Below are 16,930 nucleotides of genomic sequence, written 5' to 3'. Positions count from 1 at the left end.
AATCAGTTCTGATCGTGAACCAACCCTGATCGTGAATCAGGTCTGATCCTGCCAGCCCTGAGCGCCCGCCGTCAGCGCACGGCGGGCTGGCTGCGTGGTTCGGGGTTGTCTCGCGCGAGCGACCGGTACAGGCTCGCCATGTAGCACAACAACACCACTGAGAACGGCAGGCCGCAGAGCACCACCGCGGTCTGCATGGCATTGAAGTTTCCCGCCAGCAGCAGGCCAATTCCCAGCATTGTTGTTAGCGCCGCCCAGAAGATGCGCAGCCAGATGGGTGCGTCGCGTCCGGCGTCGGCGTCACGCGCCGACAGGTTGGCGATCATTAGCGTGCCTGAGTCGACCGGCGTCAGAAACAGCATGAACGACATCACGACGCCCACCGCGGCGACCAGGTTCGTCATGGGCAAATATTCCATCAGCTTGTAGAACGCCATCGGCGGGTTGGTCATGGCGGCGTCGCCCAGGGCCGCCGCGCCTTGGTTCATCACCAGATCAATGGCGGTATTGCCGAAGATGGACAGCCACGCCAGCGTGAAGCCCAGCGGCACCAGCATCACGCCGAAGATCAATTCGCGAATGCGGCGCCCGCGTGAGATGCGCGCGATGAACATGCCCACAAACGGCGCCCAGCCGATCCACCACGCCCAGTAGAAGATCGTCCAGGAACTGGTCCAGCGCTCGGCTTTGAGGTCATACAGATACAGGTCGAAGCTTTTGCCCAGGAAAGCGTTCAGGTAGTCGCCCAGGTTTTGCACCAGCGCGTCCAGCAGCAGGCGGGTAGGGCCGGCCAGGAAGATGAACAGGAGCAGGAAGCCCATCAGATAGGTGTTGATGTTGGATAGCACGGCAATGCCGCGCTTGATGCCGAGCGCCGCCGCGCTAGTGGCCACGGCCATCATGATGATGACGATGGGCGCCTGCACTGCCGCCGTATTGGGCACGTCCAGCAGGTACGTCAGCCCGGCGTGCAGCAGCAATGCGCCCAGCCCCAGGTTCGTCACCATGGACACGATGGTGGCCAGCACGCCAAAGCCGTCCACGGCATGCCCTACGCTTTTGGGCAGCGGCCGGTTCAACAGGCCCTGCAACGGCGAGCGCAGCGCTAGCGGCAGGTTGCGCCGATACGCGAAGTACGCCAGCGCCGTTGCGGTCAGCGCGTACAGCGTCCAGCCGTGAATGCCCCAGTGCAGAAACGTCAACGTCAGCGAATTGCGCGCGGCTTCCGTGGTGCCGCCCGCGCCGGTTGGCGGCAACAGGAAATGGTCCAGGGGTTCGTACACACCGTAGTACACCAGCGCGATGCCGATGCCGGAAGAAAACAGCATCGACACCCACGATAGATAGCTGAATTCCGGGGACTCGTCGTCATCGCCCAAGCGCAGCGCGCCGTGGCGGGATAACGCGAGCCAGAGCGCGAAGCCCACGCTCGCCGCCATCGCCAGCATGTAGTACCAGCCGAAGTGCGCCGCCACAAACCACTGAGCCGTCTCCAGCCAAGCCTGCGAGGCATCGGGGTAGGTGATGAGCAGGGCGCCGATCAGCAGCACGGCGCCTGACGCGCTCAGGAAAACGACGGGGTTCGTGTGCGCGAGCCACCCGCGCCTGGCTGGCGCGGCCCCTGGTTGTTGCGTCGTGCTGTCCCCGTCTTGTTGCACCGCCGTCTCCCCGTCTGGTGGTACTGCCTGGGTGCTGCGTTGTGGTGGTTCGTTGTGCGCTGCGGCGGGCGCTGCTGGCTGTTCTGCTGAGTGCTTTGCCGCATGGGCTGGTGCATGGGTTGCCGCGTGTTCCCATGCATCTTCCGCCGTCGTTTGGCGGACCTTACCGGTTTTATATTGAATGATCAATCAATATAAACTAGACTCCATCGCAGCCCGGCGAACCGCCTCTCGGCCCCGGCCACCGTCACACCAGGAACCGCGCCCACCATGCCAAAAGTCGGAATGCAGCCCATCCGCTGCAATCAACTGATTCAGGCCACCCTTGATTCCATCGATCAAGTCGGCCTGGCGGAAAGCTCCATCGCCCACATCGCCCGCGCGGCCAAGCTGTCCACCGGCATCATCAGCCATTACTTCGGCGACAAAGACGGCTTGCTGGAAGCCACCATGCGCGAACTGCTGCGCAACTTGCGCGACTCCGTATCGCGCGCCCGTGCCGCCGCGGCGCCCGAGGCGCGCGCTCAGTTGCGCGCCATTGTTGATGGCAACTTCGTGCCCACGCAAGTCTCGGGCAGCGCCATGCGCGCCTGGCTGACGTTCTGGGCGGCCAGCATGCACCAGCCGCGCTTGCGCCGATTGCAGCGCGCCAACGACCGCCGGCTGTACTCCAACCTGTGTTGCCAGTTTCTGCGCGTCATGCCGTTGGCCGATGCGCGCATTGCGGCGCGCGGGCTGGCCGCCATGATCGACGGGCTGTGGTTGCGCGGCAGCCTGATGGGCGCGGCGGTAATCGGGGATCACGCGCGCGCCATCGCTTACGACTATGTAGACCTGCTGCTTGCTCGCAGCCAATCCGGGGGCAGTCCAGCCTTGGGCCCGCCCTCACTCTGACGACAGGACGGACCCTCATGCCCTTGCCTATCCAACAGCTCTACATCCACGGCCGGCGCACCAACGCCATCAGCAGCAAGACCATCACCACGGTGAATCCCGCCAACGGCGTGGTCTTGGCGGAAGTGCAGGTGGCCGCCCGGCAAGACATCGACCGCGCCGTGGCCAGTGCGCAGGAAGGGCAGAAGGTCTGGGCGGCGCGCACGCCCGCGCAACGCTCGCGCGTGCTGCTCAAGGCGGCGCAGTTGCTGCGCGAGCGCAATGATGAATTGGCCGAACTCGAAACCCTGGATACCGGCAAGCCGTTGTCGGAAACGCGCTTGGTGGACATCGCCACGGGCGTCGATGTCATCGAGTATTGCGCCGGCCTGGCCGCCGCTGTCGAAGGCGTGCAGGCGCCGCTGCGCGAGACCAGTTTCTTCTACACCCGGCGCGAACCGCTGGGCGTCATCGCGGGCATCGGCGCATGGAACTACCCCGTTCAAATCGCGATGTGGAAGTCGGCCGCGGCGTTGGCGACGGGCAACGCGATGGTCTTCAAACCCGCTGAAATCACGCCGCTGACGGCATTGCGGCTGGCCGAGATCTACACGCAAGCCGGCTTGCCCAATGGCGTATTCAACGTGGTGCTGGGCAGCGGCCGCGAGATCGGTGACTGGCTCACCAGCCACCCCGGCATCGCTAAGGTATCGTTCACCGGCGGGGTCGATACCGGCAAACACGTCATGGCCACGGCGGCCCAGTCATCGCTTAAGAGCGTCACGCTGGAGCTCGGCGGCAAGTCTGCACTGATCGTGATGCCGGACGCCAACGTCGACCGCGCAGCAGACATCGCCGTGATGGCCAACTTCTTCAGCTCGGGCCAGGTATGCACCAACGGCACGCGTGTGTTCGTGCATCGCTCATTGAAGGCCGAGTTCGAAGCCGCCGTGCTGGTGCGCGTGGCGCGCATCCGCGTGGGCGAGCCTTGCGACCCGCGCACGAACTTCGGCCCCCTGGTCAGCTTTTCGCACATGGACCATGTGCTGAGCTGGATTGAGATCGGCAAGCGCGAAGGCGCCAATCTGCTGGCAGGCGGCGTGCGCATGATCGAAGGCGCGCTTGCCAAGGGCGCATACGTGGCGCCCACCGTATTCACGGACTGCAACGACAGCATGGAGATCGTGCAGGAAGAGATCTTTGGCCCCGTGATGAGCATTCTTTCTTTCGACGACGAAGACGAAGTCATCAAGCGCGCCAACGACAGCCGTTACGGCTTGGCGGCGGGCGTCGTCAGCAACGACCTGAATGCCGCTCACCGCATCGCGCACCACTTGCAGGCCGGCATTTGCTGGATCAATACGTGGGGCGAATCGCCCGCGCAGATGCCGGTGGGCGGCTACAAGCAATCGGGCATCGGCCGCGAAAACGGCTTGGCCGCGCTGGCCGAATACACGCAGACCAAGTCCGTGCAAGTCGAGCTGGGGTCGTTCGCCTCTGTCTTCTGACCCGGCTCGGCGCTTCATTGCCGCAGGTCTCGCCGGGCGGTCACGCCTGGCGTTCCGCTTTCCGTGTGCAGGGGGGAGAAGACGATGTCCATCAAGAAGGAGTACGACTACATCATCATCGGCGCAGGCTCCGCCGGGAATGTGCTGGCAGCACGCTTGACCGAAGATCCCGGAACCACCGTGCTGTTGCTGGAAGCAGGCGGCCAGGATCATCGGCTGGATTTCCGCACGCAGATGCCCGCTGCGCTAGCGATGCCCTTGCAAGGCACACGCTACAACTGGGCCTATAAAACCGATCCCGAACCGCATCTGAACGGCCGCCGCCTGGATTGCGGGCGCGGCAAAGGGCTGGGCGGGTCATCACTGATCAACGGCATGTGCTACATCCGCGGCAATGCGCTGGACTACGACCATTGGGCGCTTATCGATGGCCTGGCGCATTGGGATTACCTGTCGTGTTTGCCGTACTTCAAGAAGGCCGAAAGCCGCGATGTGGGCGGCTGCGATTATCACGGCGATAGCGGGCCGGTCAGCGTCACCACACCAAAGGCGGACAACAATCCCTTGTTCGCCGCGATGGTGCAAGCGGGTACCCAGGCAGGCTATGCGTCAACCGATGACGTGAATGGCTATCGCCAGGAAGGCTTTGGGTCGATGGATCGCACGGTCACGCCGCGTGGAAGGCGCGCCAGCACGGCGCGCGGGTATCTGGATCAGGCGCGCAGGCGCACGAACCTGACGATCGTCACACGCGCGTTGACCGATGTGATTCTGTTCTCTGGCCAGCGCGCCGTGGGCGTGGCCTGGCAGCAGCACGGGCAGCATCATCGCAGCCATGCGCTGCGCGAAGTGCTGTTGTGCGCGGGCGCGATCGCGTCGCCGCAGATTCTGCAACGCTCAGGTGTCGGCCCCGGCGCGTTGTTGCGTGACCTGTGTGTGCCGGTGTTGCACGAGCTGCCCGGTGTGGGCGCGAACTTGCAGGATCACCTTGAGCTCTACGTGCAGTATGAATGCAAGCTGCCCGTTTCCTTGGCGCCATCCCTGAAGCTGCACAACCAAGCGAAGATCGGCGCGCAGTGGTTGTTCATGGGTACGGGTGTGGGCGCCAGCAATCAGTTCGAAGCCGGCGGCTTCATTCGCAGCCATGACGATTTTCCGTGGCCGAATTTGCAATATCACTTCCTGCCGGTCGCCATCAATTACAACGGCTCCAATCCGATCAAGGTGCACAGTTTTCAAATGCACGTGGGATCAATGCGTTCGCCCAGCCGGGGGCGTGTGCATATCCGCTCGCGTTCACCGCAGGATCATCCCAGCATCCTGTTTAACTACATGTCTGACGAGCAGGACTGGCGTGAATTCCGCGCGGCGCTGCGCATCACGCGTGAGCTCTTTGCGCAGCCCGCGCTGGCGCCCTACGCGGACCGCGAAATCTCACCGGGGGCGAATGTGAAAAGCGATGCTGATCTTGATGCGTTCGTGCGTGCGCAGGCCGAGACCGCCTATCACCCGTCGTGCTCAAACAAGATGGGTGCGGCATCGGACCCGATGGCGGTAGTGGATGGCTATGGCAGCGTGCATGGGCTGCAAGGCTTGCGCGTGATTGATGCGTCGATCATGCCGGACATCGTCACGGGGAACCTGAACGCGCCGGTCATCATGATGGCGGAAAAAATTGCCGATCATCTGCGCGGACGCACGCCGCTTGCGCGGGTGGACGTGCCGTACTACACGGCAGAGGGCGCGGCGCGTGGCTAGAATGGGGGCTTGTCCCGCATCGGTTGTTTTTCCGTGACGCTCTACGACGTACCCGCTCCCGCGAAGTTGAACTTGTTCCTGCATGTGGTGGGCCGCCGCGCCGACGGCTACCACCTGCTGCAGACGGTCTTCCGTTTCATTGATCTATGCGACACGCTGCACTTTGATGCGCGCGCCGATGGCGTCATCAGCCGCGCCGCAGAATTGCCGGGCGTGTCAGAAGCCGATGACCTGACCTTGCGCGCGGCCCATGCCCTGCAGCGCGCCACCGGCACGCGGCAGGGCGCGCAGATCGCGCTGGAGAAACGCATTCCGCAAGGCGGCGGGCTGGGCGGTGGGTCGAGCGATGCCGCCACCGTGCTGATCGCGTTGAACAAATTGTGGGGTACGGGCCTTACGCGGCGCGAGCTCATGGCGCTGGCTTTGCCGCTGGGCGCAGACGTGCCGGTGTTCGTGTTCGGGCAGTCGGCATTCGCAGAAGGCGTGGGCGAAGATCTCACCGCCATCACGCTGCCGGAACGGGCTTATCTGGTGGCGCAGCCGGACACGAGCGTACCGACCGTAGGGATATTTTCAGCGCCCGATTTGACAAGGGATTCTTCTTACATCACAATAGCGGACTTTCTTGCTTCGCCAATATTTTCCTTCGGGAAAAATGATCTGGAGCCGGTAGTTCACCGTCTTTATCCTGAAGTTTTCAGGGCATCGCGGTGGCTTGCAGAACAGGGTTACCCTGTACGCATGTCGGGATCAGGCGCATGTTTATTCGCCGAGTTTTCCGAACTTTCTGAAGCCGTTTTGGCAAAAGCAGAAATATCCGCTATAATGCGCGGCGCTGTTGAAACAAACAGCACAACGCATCCACGGTTTCGGTTAGTGCAGGCTTGTACTGGTTTAACTGAACATCCGTTGCGGAATTGGATTGCAAGATAGTTGGGGAGTCGCCAAGCTGGTTAAGGCACCGGATTTTGATTCCGGCATGCGAAGGTTCGAATCCTTCCTCCCCAGCCAACCGAATACATAAAAAAGCTGTTGAACACGCCTGTAAGACACTGGCCCGGGTTCAGCAGCTTTTTTATTTTCCGGGTCCGCTGGTGTTTTCACCCCGCATCACCTCGTTAGTGTCTTAAAACGACCATCGCATCATCCATCATGGCAAACGATAGCTTCATGATCTTCACGGGCACGGCCAACACTCGGCTGGCCGTGGACGTAGTCAACCACCTCGATATGTCCCTGGGCAAGATGACCGTTGGTCGCTTCTCGGACGGCGAAGTGATGGTCGAAATCAACGAGAACGTGCGTGGCAAGGACGTCTTCGTCCTGCAGCCCACCTGTGCTCCCACCAATGACAACCTGATGGAAATCATGGTGATGGTTGATGCCCTGCGCCGCGCTTCGGCTGGCCGCATCACTGCCGCGATTCCCTATTTCGGTTACGCCCGCCAAGACCGCCGCCCGCGTTCGGCGCGCGTTGCGATCTCGGCCAAGGTTGTGGCCAACATGCTGCAAGTGGCTGGCGTTGACCGCGTCCTGACGATGGACCTGCACGCTGACCAGATCCAGGGTTTCTTCGATATCCCCGTGGACAACATCTACGCCGGTCCGATCTTGCTGGGCGACATCTGGCGCCGCAATTTCTCGAACCTGGTCGTGGTGTCCCCGGACATCGGCGGCGTGGTTCGCGCCCGCGCCCTGGCCAAGCAACTGGAAGCCGATCTGGCCATCATCGACAAGCGCCGTCCGCGCGCCAACGTGTCGGAAGTGATGAACATCATCGGTGAAGTCGACGGCCGTACCTGCATCATCATGGACGACATGGTCGACACCGCCGGCACGCTGTGCAAGGCGGCCCAGGCCCTGAAAGACCGCGGCGCCGGCGCCGTTTACGCCTATTGCACGCACCCCGTGCTGTCGGGCGGCGCCATTGACCGCATTGAAGCGTCGGAACTGGACGAACTGGTCGTCACCGACACCATCCCGCTCTCCGAGCAAGGCCAGGCCAGCGGCAAGATTCGCCAGCTGTCGTGCGCCGCGCTGCTGGGCGAGACCATCCTGCGTATCTCGAACGCGGAATCGGTCAGCTCGCTGTTCGTCGACTGACGCCTGGCGCGTCAGCCGGGCCACAGCCCACCCTAGTTTTTGCACCTTGCTGGTCGCGGCAAGGCGCAACCAACACGGCGCGCATGTTGCGCGCCGTGCCGTTAACTGGTGAAGCCTCTTCACCTTATTTTGTTTTTGGAGTTTTCCATGAAATTTATCGCCACTGCGCGTAGCGTCCAGGGTTCGAGTGCGAGCCGCCGCCTGCGCCGCGCGGGCCGCGTTCCCGCCATTGTCTATGGTGGTACGGCTGCCCCCCTGAACATCGAACTCGACCACAACGAGATCTACCACGCCCTGCGTAAGGAAGAATTCCACGCATCGATCCTGCAAATGCAGCTCGAAGGCGCGAAGGAAGAGCAAGTTCTGCTGCGTTCGGTTCAATGGCACGCCTACAAGCCGCAAGTCCTGCACGTGGACTTCCAGCGCGTGGACGCCAACCAAGCCCTGCGTACCAAGGTGCCGCTGCACTTCGTGAACGCTGAAATCTCGCCGGCCGTGAAGCTGTCGGGCGCCATCATCAGCCACGTGACGACCGAACTGGAAATCACCTGCCTGCCGAAGGCTCTGCCGCAATTCATCGAAGTTGACCTGACCAACATCCTGGCTGGCGCTTCGATCCACCTGGCTGACATCAAGCTGCCGATGGGCGTGACGTACGTTCCCCACGGCGGTGAAGACAATCCGCTGCTGGCTGCCGCCATCGTCAAGGGTGGCGCTGCCGCCGCTGACGACGAAGCCGAAGCCGCTCCGGCTGCCTAAGTCTTGCCGGAAAGCCTTCGGGCTTTCTGCGGCTTATGCTCGAAACCCTGCGTGTGCATTTGCATGCGCAGGGTTTTTTGGTTTAAACACCCTCCATCATGTCTATTCCCATACGCCTCATTGTGGGATTGGGTAATCCCGGTCCCGACTACGAAACCACGCGGCACAACGCCGGCTTCTGGCTGGCCGACCACCTGGCGGACGACTTGCGCACTTCTTTTGCGCTTGAGAAATCTTTTTTCGGCATGGTGGCCAAGTCGCGCCTGGGCGCAGACAACGTGCTGCTGCTCAAACCCATTACCTATATGAACAAATCCGGCCAGGCGGTCGGCGCGCTGGCTCGCTTCTACAAGCTGGAGCCGGAGCAGGTGCTGGTGTTGCATGACGAACTGGATCTGTTGCCGGGCCAGGTAAAACTCAAGCAGGGCGGCGGACACGCCGGCCATAACGGCTTGAAGGATATCCAGGCGGTGCTGGGCAGCCCGAATTTCTGGCGCCTGCGCATCGGTATCGGCCATCCGCGCACCTTGAACCTGGCGCAGCAAGTGGCGGACTTCGTGCTGCATCCGCCGCGCCGCGATGAACAAAAAGAAATCGAAGCCGTCATCGACCGTTGCCGCGCCGTGGTGCCGGCGATGCTGGCGGGTGATTTCGCGCTGGCGACGCGTCAATTGCACAGCGGCAACGTCGCCTGATGCTCCAGCCCAAGCCGCCCGCTTCCGTTGGCAAGACGCGTTTCCGTGACGAGGCCGCGGACTTCTGGCGCTTTATCCGCCATCCGCGTCCCGCGTCGCGGCTGCCGGGGCGCACGATGGGCAGCGGCCTGTGGGCGGATTGGTGGCCCGGCATCCGGCCTGGCCGCTTGCTGGCCTGGGCGGGCTTGCTCTGGGCGTTGAATCTATTTGCGCTGGGTCCGGTCGCCGTGATGGCGGCCGGCCTGGGCGGCGCCACGCACCGGATCGATCCGGCCAACCTGCCGTGGCTGACGGCCGTGTTGTGGGCGCCGTTGGTCGAAGAAATCCTGTTTCGCTACGGCTTGCGACGGCCATTGCAGGCGCTGTGGCTGGTGCCTGCGCTGATGCCCGTCGTGCTGTACGGCCCGAAGCTGTGGACGGGGCTGCTGTTGGCCGCATTCGTCATCCTGGCTATCTGGGGTGCGCGCGGCCGCGCCGCGCCGCTTGCGGGCTGGGACACCCCTTGGCGGCGGTATTACCTGACGCATTTTGGCTTGGTCTTTCATTTGATCGCGCTGACGTTCGCCGCCGTCCACCTGACCAACTTCGTCTACAGCAAGACACCGTATTGGCTGATGCCGTTGCTGGTGCTGCCGCAATGGCTGACCGGGCTGGTGTTGGGCTGGATGCGCGTGCGCCGCGGCATCGGGGCGGCCATCTTGCTGCACGCCACGTTCAACGCGGGCCCCATTTTGATGATCTGGGCCGTCATGCGCTGGGCGCCGTCGATCGCCAAATAGCGGGGCCGTATCCCCGTGCTGGTGAAAGAGCCGTTTGCCCCACCCGGGGTAAACTAGAACGTTAACGATCAATACCGTACTTACACAGGATTCCCATGGCTCTGCAATGCGGCATCGTCGGCCTGCCCAACGTTGGCAAATCGACTCTCTTCAACGCTCTGACCCGCGCCGGCATCGCCGCCGAGAACTATCCGTTCTGCACCATCGAACCCAACGTCGGTGTGGTCGAAGTGCCGGACCCGCGTCTGCAGAAGCTGGCTGAAATCGTCAAGCCCGAACGCATCCTGTCCGCCACCGTCGAATTCGTCGACATCGCGGGCCTGGTGGCCGGCGCGAGCAAGGGCGAAGGCCTGGGCAACCAGTTCCTGTCGCACATCCGCGAAACCGACGCCATCGTCAACGTCGTGCGCTGCTTCGAAGATCCCAACGTGATCCACGTGGCGGGCAAGGTCGACCCGATCGCCGACATCGAAGTCATCGAAACCGAACTGGCCCTGGCTGACCTGCAAACCGCTGAAAAAGCGCTGCTGCGTCATCAGAAGACCGCGCGTTCGGGCGACAAGGAATCGCAGCGCATCGTGGCCGTGCTGGAAAAGTGCATTGCCCAGTTGAACGAAGCCAAGCCGATCCGCGCGCTGGACCTGACGACGGAAGAACAGGCCGACATCGCCCAGCTGTGCTTCATCACCGCCAAGCGCGCGATGTACGTTGGCAACGTCGCCGATGACGGCTTCACCAACAACCCGCTGCTTGACCGCCTGACCGAATTCGCCGCCGCGCGCAACGCGCCGGTCGTGGCCATCTGCGCCGCCATCGAATCCGAAATCGTGGACCTGGACGACGCCGATCGCCAAGCATTCTTGTCCGACATGGGCATGGAAGAGCCGGGCCTGAACCGCCTGATCCGTGCCGCCTTCAAGCTGCTTGGCCTGCAAACCTACTTCACCGCTGGCGTGAAGGAAGTGCGCGCCTGGACGGTCGCCATCGGCGCCACCGCCCCGCAAGCCGCCGGCGTCATCCACACCGACTTTGAACGCGGCTTCATCCGCGCGCAAACCATCGCGTACGAAGACTTCATTACGTACAAGGGTGAGCAAGGCGCCAAGGAAGCGGGCAAGATGCGCGCCGAAGGCAAGGAATACATCGTGCAAGACGGCGATGTGATGAACTTCCTGTTCAACGTCTGATTGGTTTTTTCTACCCGGAAAATCCCACCGTACCCGGTTATCCGCCACAACCGCCATGGTGAACAACCTGGGGTTGCGGTGAACAGGCTCAAGAATCGCCGCCTGATAGCGGCGATTTTTTTTGCCTCCAGCATCCAGCATTCCCGAGGGCTGGCCGGCTCGCGCCATCAGCAGAGACGTATTTGGACCGCGCGGCCGTGGATGAGCTGTGTGCTGATCCTGCCGCACGCAGGCCAGCGCTCACGCGCGGTCTTTGTCGCCCGCAGCCTGCACGAAGTTGGTTTCCAGCACGGTCAGCACGCGGTTCAGCGTGTCGATGTCGGTGGCTGACAAGCCCTTCAACGATGCTTCAAAGAAGGCCGCGCGCTTGGGCAGGGCTTCGTTCACGACCGCCTGGCCGGCTTCGGTAAGCGTGGCGTTGGTCAGGCGGTTGTCTTGCGCGTCCACGGCGCGCGAGATCCATCCCAGCTTTTGCATGGCCTGCAATTGCCGCGTCAAGGACGCGGGGTCCAGGCGGCAGCGTTCGGCCAGATGCTTTTGCGAACAAGGTCCGCATTCATGCAGCGCCAGCAGGATGCGCCAGCGGGGCAGGGCGTGGCCCACCTTGCTGCTGAATGCGCTTTGCATGACGCGGTACGTCTGCCCCATGTGCTGGATGACTTGCAGGCCTTGTTGTTGTTTGGGCAAAAGCTATTCTCCGACGCTGGCCGGCTCCGCTTTGGGAGGCCGCGCCAATTGCACCAGGGGCACGCGGCGCACGCACCACAGCGCGAAGATGGCGACGGCAAGCGCGATGAGCTGCCCTTCATGAATGGCGCCCACCAGCGCAACCCGCGCGATCTCGATCAGCGACGTCCCGTCCTGGCCTTGATGCGCCAATTGTGCCAGGAACTGGGTCTGGGCCGCCGGGTTCACCAGCATCTGCGGGTCGTTCAATTCGGGCAGCCATTGCGCGGATGCGCCATGCAGCGTGGATTCCACGCCGCTGAAGTAGCTGTGGCTGACCATCGTGCCCACGACCGCCGTGCCCAGCATGCCGCCAATCATCCGCAGCGACTGCAACAGCGCCGTGGCAATGCCCAGATGCGTGCGGCCCGCCGTCTGCTGCGCGAACACGGTCAGGTTGGGCATGATGAAGCCCATGCCCAGGCCGGCCATCAGCATGTAGGCGGCGATCAGCCCATGTGACGTATAGCTATGGGTAGTGACAATACCCAAACAGGACAGCGCCATCAGCAAGAAGCCCGCGTACAGCATGCGGTTGGGATTGCGAATGCGCGTGATGATGCGGCCGTTGATGATGCTGCCCACCGTGATGAAAACGACCATGGGCGTGATCAGCAAGCCTGCATCCTGGGGCGACAGGCCAAAGCCGCCTTGCAGCAGCAGCGGCGCGTAGAACAACAGCGAATACATCGTCACGCCCACCAGCAGCGCCAGCGTGAAGAGCGTGGCCAGGCCGCGGTTGCGGAACATGTCCAGCGGCAGCAGGGGGTGCGGGCAGCGCTTTTCCCACCAGATCAAGAGCGCGAACGCGGCGATGCTGCCCACGGCCAGCAGCACGAGGGCGGTGCTGAAGCCTTCCTTGGGCAGCAGTTCAACCAGCAATTGCAGGCTGCCCAGCGCCAGCGCGATCAGCACGGCGCCTTGCCAGTCCAGCCGGACCTTGCCCGATGTGTGGTTGCGCAGATGCGGCAAATAGCGCGACACGAACCACAAGCCCAGAATGCCGATCGGCAAGTTCACATAGAACACCGAGCGCCAGCCGTAGTGTTCGGTCAATGCGCCGCCCAACGTCGGCCCCACGGCGTTGGCGATACCGAAGGCCGAGCTCAGCATGACTTGCCAGCGCAGCCGCACGTGCGGGTCCGGGAACAGATCGGGGATGGACGCGAACGCGGTGCCCACCAGCATGCCGCCGCCGATACCTTGCAAGGCGCGGGCCAGCACCAGCGTGAGCATGCTGTTGGCCGCGCCGCACAGCACCGAGGCCAGCGTGAACAAGATGATGGCGGCCACCACGAACGGCTTGCGTCCGTAGTAATCGCCCAGCCGTCCGAAGATGGGCACGGTAATGACGGAGGTCAGCAGGTAAGACGTCGCAACCCATGCATACAGTTCGAAGCCCTTGAGTTCGGCCACAATGGTTGGCAACGCGGTGCCCACCACGGTCTGGTCGATGGCGACCATCATCATGACGAAGCACATGCCCAGCATGGCAAGCAGGGTTTGCCGGAAAGGAAGCATCTGGCCGGGCGAATGCGGGGTACTGGGGGCGGGGGCGGACATTGTTGGATGCATCAATAATTGATTGATCAATTATTCTAGTCCTACAATCCGCCAGACAGAAAGCCGTCAGCTGAAAGCGCCGTTTTTTGGGCTTCAGGGCATGTGATTTGTCCGGTTTTTGGTGTCATGACCTGACAAGTCATCGCGAAGGCGGTCTGATTTGTTACGATAGCGAAATCTGCACGCTGGTCATGCCAGCGTCTTCAGCAGGCCTTCCCTGGTAGATCCTCCCTTTCTGGCGCCGCAGCTTCGGGCTTTCGGCAGTAGCGAGGACTCGCCCTAAAAGGCAGATAGCTCCAATTGGCGTGTGGCTTTCCACCGCTACAGCACCACCCCCGCGCTTGGCGCGGTGGGCGGCATTCAAGGATTTCCAGTCGAGGTACCGACGGGGCGGCAATGAAAACGTGGTTCAAGCGCATTTTGATAGGCCTGGTGGTGTTGGTTGTCGTGGCCGTCGTTGGCCTGGCCATCTTCTTGCTGACGTTCGACCCCAACGCGTACAAGTACAAGCTCGAAGAGCTTGTGCAGGAACGCTATCACCGCACACTCACGATCGATGGCGAGATCGAGCTTTCGCTCTTCCCGCGCATTGGTCTGTCGGTGCAGGGCGTGTCCCTGTCCGAGCCCAATAGCCCCGACACCTTCGCGTCCATTGAAAGCACCCGCCTGGCGGTGGCCGTGTGGCCGCTGCTGTCGAACAGCTTCGTGGTGGACCACGTGGCCATCAGCGGCTTCAAGGCGCGTGTGGTGCGCGGCAAAGACGGCCAGTTCAACTTCAGCAACCTCGTGGGCGGCGCGTCCGCCACCACGACGGCGCCGTCCAACCCCGCCGAAGCGCTGGTAGGCGCCGCCCAGACCGCGGCCCAAGCCATCACCAGCGGCACCTTGCCCGCGTCGCGCAACAACATGCAGATCGACATCGCCGGGCTGGACTTGAAAGACGGCGAAGTGCAGTTGCAGGATGAGATTTCGGGCATGGCCGTGGCGGTCACGAAGATCAACGCCAATACCGGCCGCGTCACGTTCAACCAGCCGTTCGATGTGCGCCTGACGGCGCGCGTTGAAGGCGGCAACCCGCGTGTGGACGCCAACCTGACCGGGCAGGCCCTGCTGACGCTGGACCCGTCCGCCAAGCGCTACGCCGCCCAGAAGCTGGATTTGCGCATGGACGGCAAGTTGCCTGGCGCCGAGGCCAAGAGTCTGGCGGTGCGTGGCAACCTGGCTTTCAATGGCCAGAAATCGGCGCTGGATGTGGCCGGCCTGGAAGTGGTTTTCCAGGGCGATATCACCGACCCCGCCGCGCGCGCCACCGGCGTCGAAGCCAGCGTGGCGATGCCGAAGCTGGCAATCGACCCGCACAAGAGTCAATTGCAGATTGAAAAGCTGGCCATTCGCGCCAAGGGCGGTTCGGCGGATGGTCCGTTTGAGCTGGCGGTGGATGCGCCTGCGCTGAATATTTCGCCAGCGTCGGCGACTGGCGAAGCCCTGACCGGCCGCGTGCGCGTCAGCGGCCTGGACGCCAGCTTTGGTTTGAACGGCATCAGCGGCAACGCCGCCGAGCTGGACATCAAAGAAGCCAAGGTGGACAGCACGTCCAAGAATGGCGACCGCGTGGTCAAGCTGAACTTTGCGTCGCCTCTGACCTTGAACCTGCTGCAACGTAGCGGCGGCCTGTCGGCGCTGCGCGGTGACGTCAACATCACCGACCCCGGCCTGCCCAAGGGCAGCCTGCAGATTCCGGTGATCGGCAGCTTGAACGTGGACCTGCTGAAAGATCAGGCCACCAGCAAGATCAACGCCGTGCTCGAAGGCGGCAAGTTCGACCTGAGCGCCGACATCACCAAGCTGTCCACCTCGCCCGCCGTGAACTTTGCGTTGGCCGTGGACACGCTGGATCTGGACAAGCTGGTGCCGCCCGTTGTGGCTGCGCCGCCCAAGCCGCCCGCTGATGGCAAGAAGGACGATTCCAAGCCGGCGCAACCGCCCGCGCCCGCCGCACCCGCAGACGACACGATTGATCTGTCGGCACTGGTTGGCCCCAGCGTCAACGGCACCTTGAAGGTGGGCAAGCTCGTCATGCGCGGCCTGAAGGCCGACGACGTGGCGGCTGYGGTCAAACTGGACAAGGGCAAGCTCGATATCTCCAGCCTTACCGCCGGCCTGTACGGCGGCAAGCTGGCGGGTGCGTTGTCGGTGGACGCTGCGCAAGGCAATCAGCTGGCCACGAAGATGTCGCTGGCGGGTATTTCCATTGAGCCCTTGCTGATGGACCTGGCCAAGCAAAACGTGCTGAGCGGCACCGGCAGCCTGGCGCTGGACCTGAAGACCGCGGGCGCCAACGCCTACGCCATGAAGAGCGGGCTGGGCGGCACGGTGCAAGTGCGCCTGCGCGATGGCGCGGTCAAGGGCATCAACCTGACGCAGACGCTGCGCGAGCTGAAGGCCGCTTTCACGGCAGAATCGCAGAACGAAACAGTGCCGGCCGACACCAGCAAGCAGACCGAATTCTCGGAGATGGACGCGGACCTGGCCTTCACCAAGGGCGTGGCGACGGTCAAGCGCTTGAACGTCGTGTCGCCGTTGCTGCGCGTGACCCAAGGCGATCCGGCCACCATCGACTTCGTGAAGAATGAGCTGGACCTGGTGGCGCGCGCGCGCGTCGTCAATCCGGCCGCGACCGACGAAGGCAAAGAGCTGATCGACCTGAAGGACGTGACCATCCCCGTGCACCTCAAAGGCCCGTTCGACAAGCCCACCTACACGCTGCTGTGGAAAGACGCCATCGGCGGCATCCTCAAGCGCAGCCTGGAGAACAAGCTGCGCGAAGCCGTCACCGGCAAGGGCAAGAACGGCGCGGCGGTGGACAAGGCGCTGAAGGGTCTGCTGGGCCGATGAGCACCGATTCCCTCCCGTGCGACGTTCCGTCCGATTTCCAGCCCATCGCGGAATGCGGCGTCACGCCGCAACCCAATGCGGCCGCCTATCACCGTCAATGGCTGGTGGCCAACGATTCCGGCCAATGGCTGAACCGCGAACTGTGTCCCAAGCTTGCCGACGTGTCGGTGGAGCTGCGCCTGGGCTATCTGGTGCTGAAGGCGCCGGGCATGCTGCGCATGGATATTCCGCTGGACGTCATCGAAGACGACGACAGCGTGCGCTACAGCATGAAGGTGGGCGAGCAGACGATTGACGTCGTTGACGAAGGCGAACTTGCCGCCGCGTGGATTTCAAATTTTGTGCAGGTGCCTTGCCGCATCATGAAAGTGCACCCGGATACGCCCGTGGCCGCCTGGCCGGCGTGATTCCTTTGAAGCGCTCGAC

14 protein-coding genes and 1 tRNA gene are annotated in these 16,930 nt (G+C 62.9%); 12 read left to right on the top strand and 3 right to left on the bottom strand.

Translation table 11 applies throughout. From position 1 onward, the window contains the following. Positions 1–71: 71 nt before the first annotated feature. Positions 72–1,658: a BCCT family transporter gene (locus AC1DSJ_RS15820; RefSeq protein ID WP_441371599.1), complete on the bottom strand. Its 1,587-nt coding sequence runs from the start codon at positions 1,656–1,658 to the stop codon at positions 72–74. A gap of 270 nt (positions 1,659–1,928) precedes the next feature. Between AC1DSJ_RS15820 and betI the strand changes: the two genes are divergently transcribed. From betI to ychF, 10 genes are all read left to right on the top strand, one after another. Then, positions 1,929–2,552 (top strand): transcriptional regulator BetI, encoded by a 624-nt coding sequence (gene betI / locus AC1DSJ_RS15815; protein ID WP_342066242.1) that lies wholly within the window; start codon positions 1,929–1,931, stop codon positions 2,550–2,552. A gap of 17 nt (positions 2,553–2,569) precedes the next feature. Continuing rightward, positions 2,570–4,039 carry a betaine-aldehyde dehydrogenase gene (gene betB / locus AC1DSJ_RS15810; protein ID WP_441371598.1) on the top strand — a complete coding sequence of 490 codons (1,470 nt, stop codon included), beginning with the start codon at positions 2,570–2,572 and terminating at the stop codon, positions 4,037–4,039. Positions 4,040–4,123: 84 nt separating this feature from the next. After that, complete coding sequence (gene betA, locus AC1DSJ_RS15805; protein ID WP_441371597.1) at positions 4,124–5,797, top strand: choline dehydrogenase; 1,674 nt, start codon at positions 4,124–4,126, stop codon at positions 5,795–5,797. 33 nt (positions 5,798–5,830) lie between these two features. Further along, positions 5,831–6,730 (top strand): 4-(cytidine 5'-diphospho)-2-C-methyl-D-erythritol kinase, encoded by a 900-nt coding sequence (gene ispE / locus AC1DSJ_RS15800; RefSeq protein ID WP_441371698.1) that lies wholly within the window; start codon positions 5,831–5,833, stop codon positions 6,728–6,730. A 1-nt stretch (position 6,731) separates the two neighbouring features. After that, positions 6,732–6,808: transfer RNA gene (locus AC1DSJ_RS15795), tRNA-Gln, on the top strand. 141 nt (positions 6,809–6,949) lie between these two features. Further along, positions 6,950–7,900, top strand: coding sequence for a ribose-phosphate pyrophosphokinase (locus AC1DSJ_RS15790; protein ID WP_006227587.1), 951 nt, complete (start codon positions 6,950–6,952; stop codon positions 7,898–7,900). 147 nt (positions 7,901–8,047) lie between these two features. Continuing rightward, the gene (locus tag AC1DSJ_RS15785; RefSeq protein ID WP_054423143.1) at positions 8,048–8,659 is read left to right on the top strand and encodes a 50S ribosomal protein L25/general stress protein Ctc; all 612 of its coding nucleotides are present in this window, start codon (positions 8,048–8,050) and stop codon (positions 8,657–8,659) included. A 98-nt stretch (positions 8,660–8,757) separates the two neighbouring features. Beyond that, positions 8,758–9,354: an aminoacyl-tRNA hydrolase gene (pth, locus tag AC1DSJ_RS15780; RefSeq protein ID WP_054423142.1), complete on the top strand. Its 597-nt coding sequence runs from the start codon at positions 8,758–8,760 to the stop codon at positions 9,352–9,354. Then, positions 9,354–10,133, top strand: a complete 780-nt coding sequence (locus AC1DSJ_RS15775) for a CPBP family glutamic-type intramembrane protease (protein WP_441371595.1) — start codon at positions 9,354–9,356, stop codon at positions 10,131–10,133. Before pth ends, AC1DSJ_RS15775 begins: the two co-directional genes overlap by 1 nt. Positions 10,134–10,228: 95 nt before the next feature. Beyond that, complete coding sequence (gene ychF / locus AC1DSJ_RS15770; RefSeq protein WP_054423140.1) at positions 10,229–11,320, top strand: redox-regulated ATPase YchF; 1,092 nt, start codon at positions 10,229–10,231, stop codon at positions 11,318–11,320. A gap of 240 nt (positions 11,321–11,560) precedes the next feature. Here the strand turns inward: ychF and AC1DSJ_RS15765 are convergent, their stop codons facing one another. Continuing rightward, positions 11,561–12,007 (bottom strand): MarR family winged helix-turn-helix transcriptional regulator, encoded by a 447-nt coding sequence (locus AC1DSJ_RS15765; RefSeq protein WP_054423139.1) that lies wholly within the window; start codon positions 12,005–12,007, stop codon positions 11,561–11,563. Positions 12,008–12,010: 3 nt separating this feature from the next. Beyond that, positions 12,011–13,609, bottom strand: coding sequence for an MDR family MFS transporter (locus AC1DSJ_RS15760; protein ID WP_175170892.1), 1,599 nt, complete (start codon positions 13,607–13,609; stop codon positions 12,011–12,013). A gap of 396 nt (positions 13,610–14,005) precedes the next feature. Between AC1DSJ_RS15760 and AC1DSJ_RS15755 the strand changes: the two genes are divergently transcribed. After that, complete coding sequence (locus AC1DSJ_RS15755; protein ID WP_476760342.1) at positions 14,006–16,504, top strand: AsmA family protein; 2,499 nt, start codon at positions 14,006–14,008, stop codon at positions 16,502–16,504. Beyond that, positions 16,501–16,911, top strand: coding sequence for an MOSC N-terminal beta barrel domain-containing protein (locus tag AC1DSJ_RS15750; RefSeq protein ID WP_441371594.1), 411 nt, complete (start codon positions 16,501–16,503; stop codon positions 16,909–16,911). The genes AC1DSJ_RS15755 and AC1DSJ_RS15750 overlap by 4 nt, the downstream gene beginning before the upstream one ends. Positions 16,912–16,930 lie beyond the last annotated feature (19 nt).

Source organism: Achromobacter sp. 01N37, from assembly GCF_056399725.1.
Note: the sequence above shows the minus strand (reverse complement) of the source record. Positions and strands in the feature narration are given on the sequence as shown.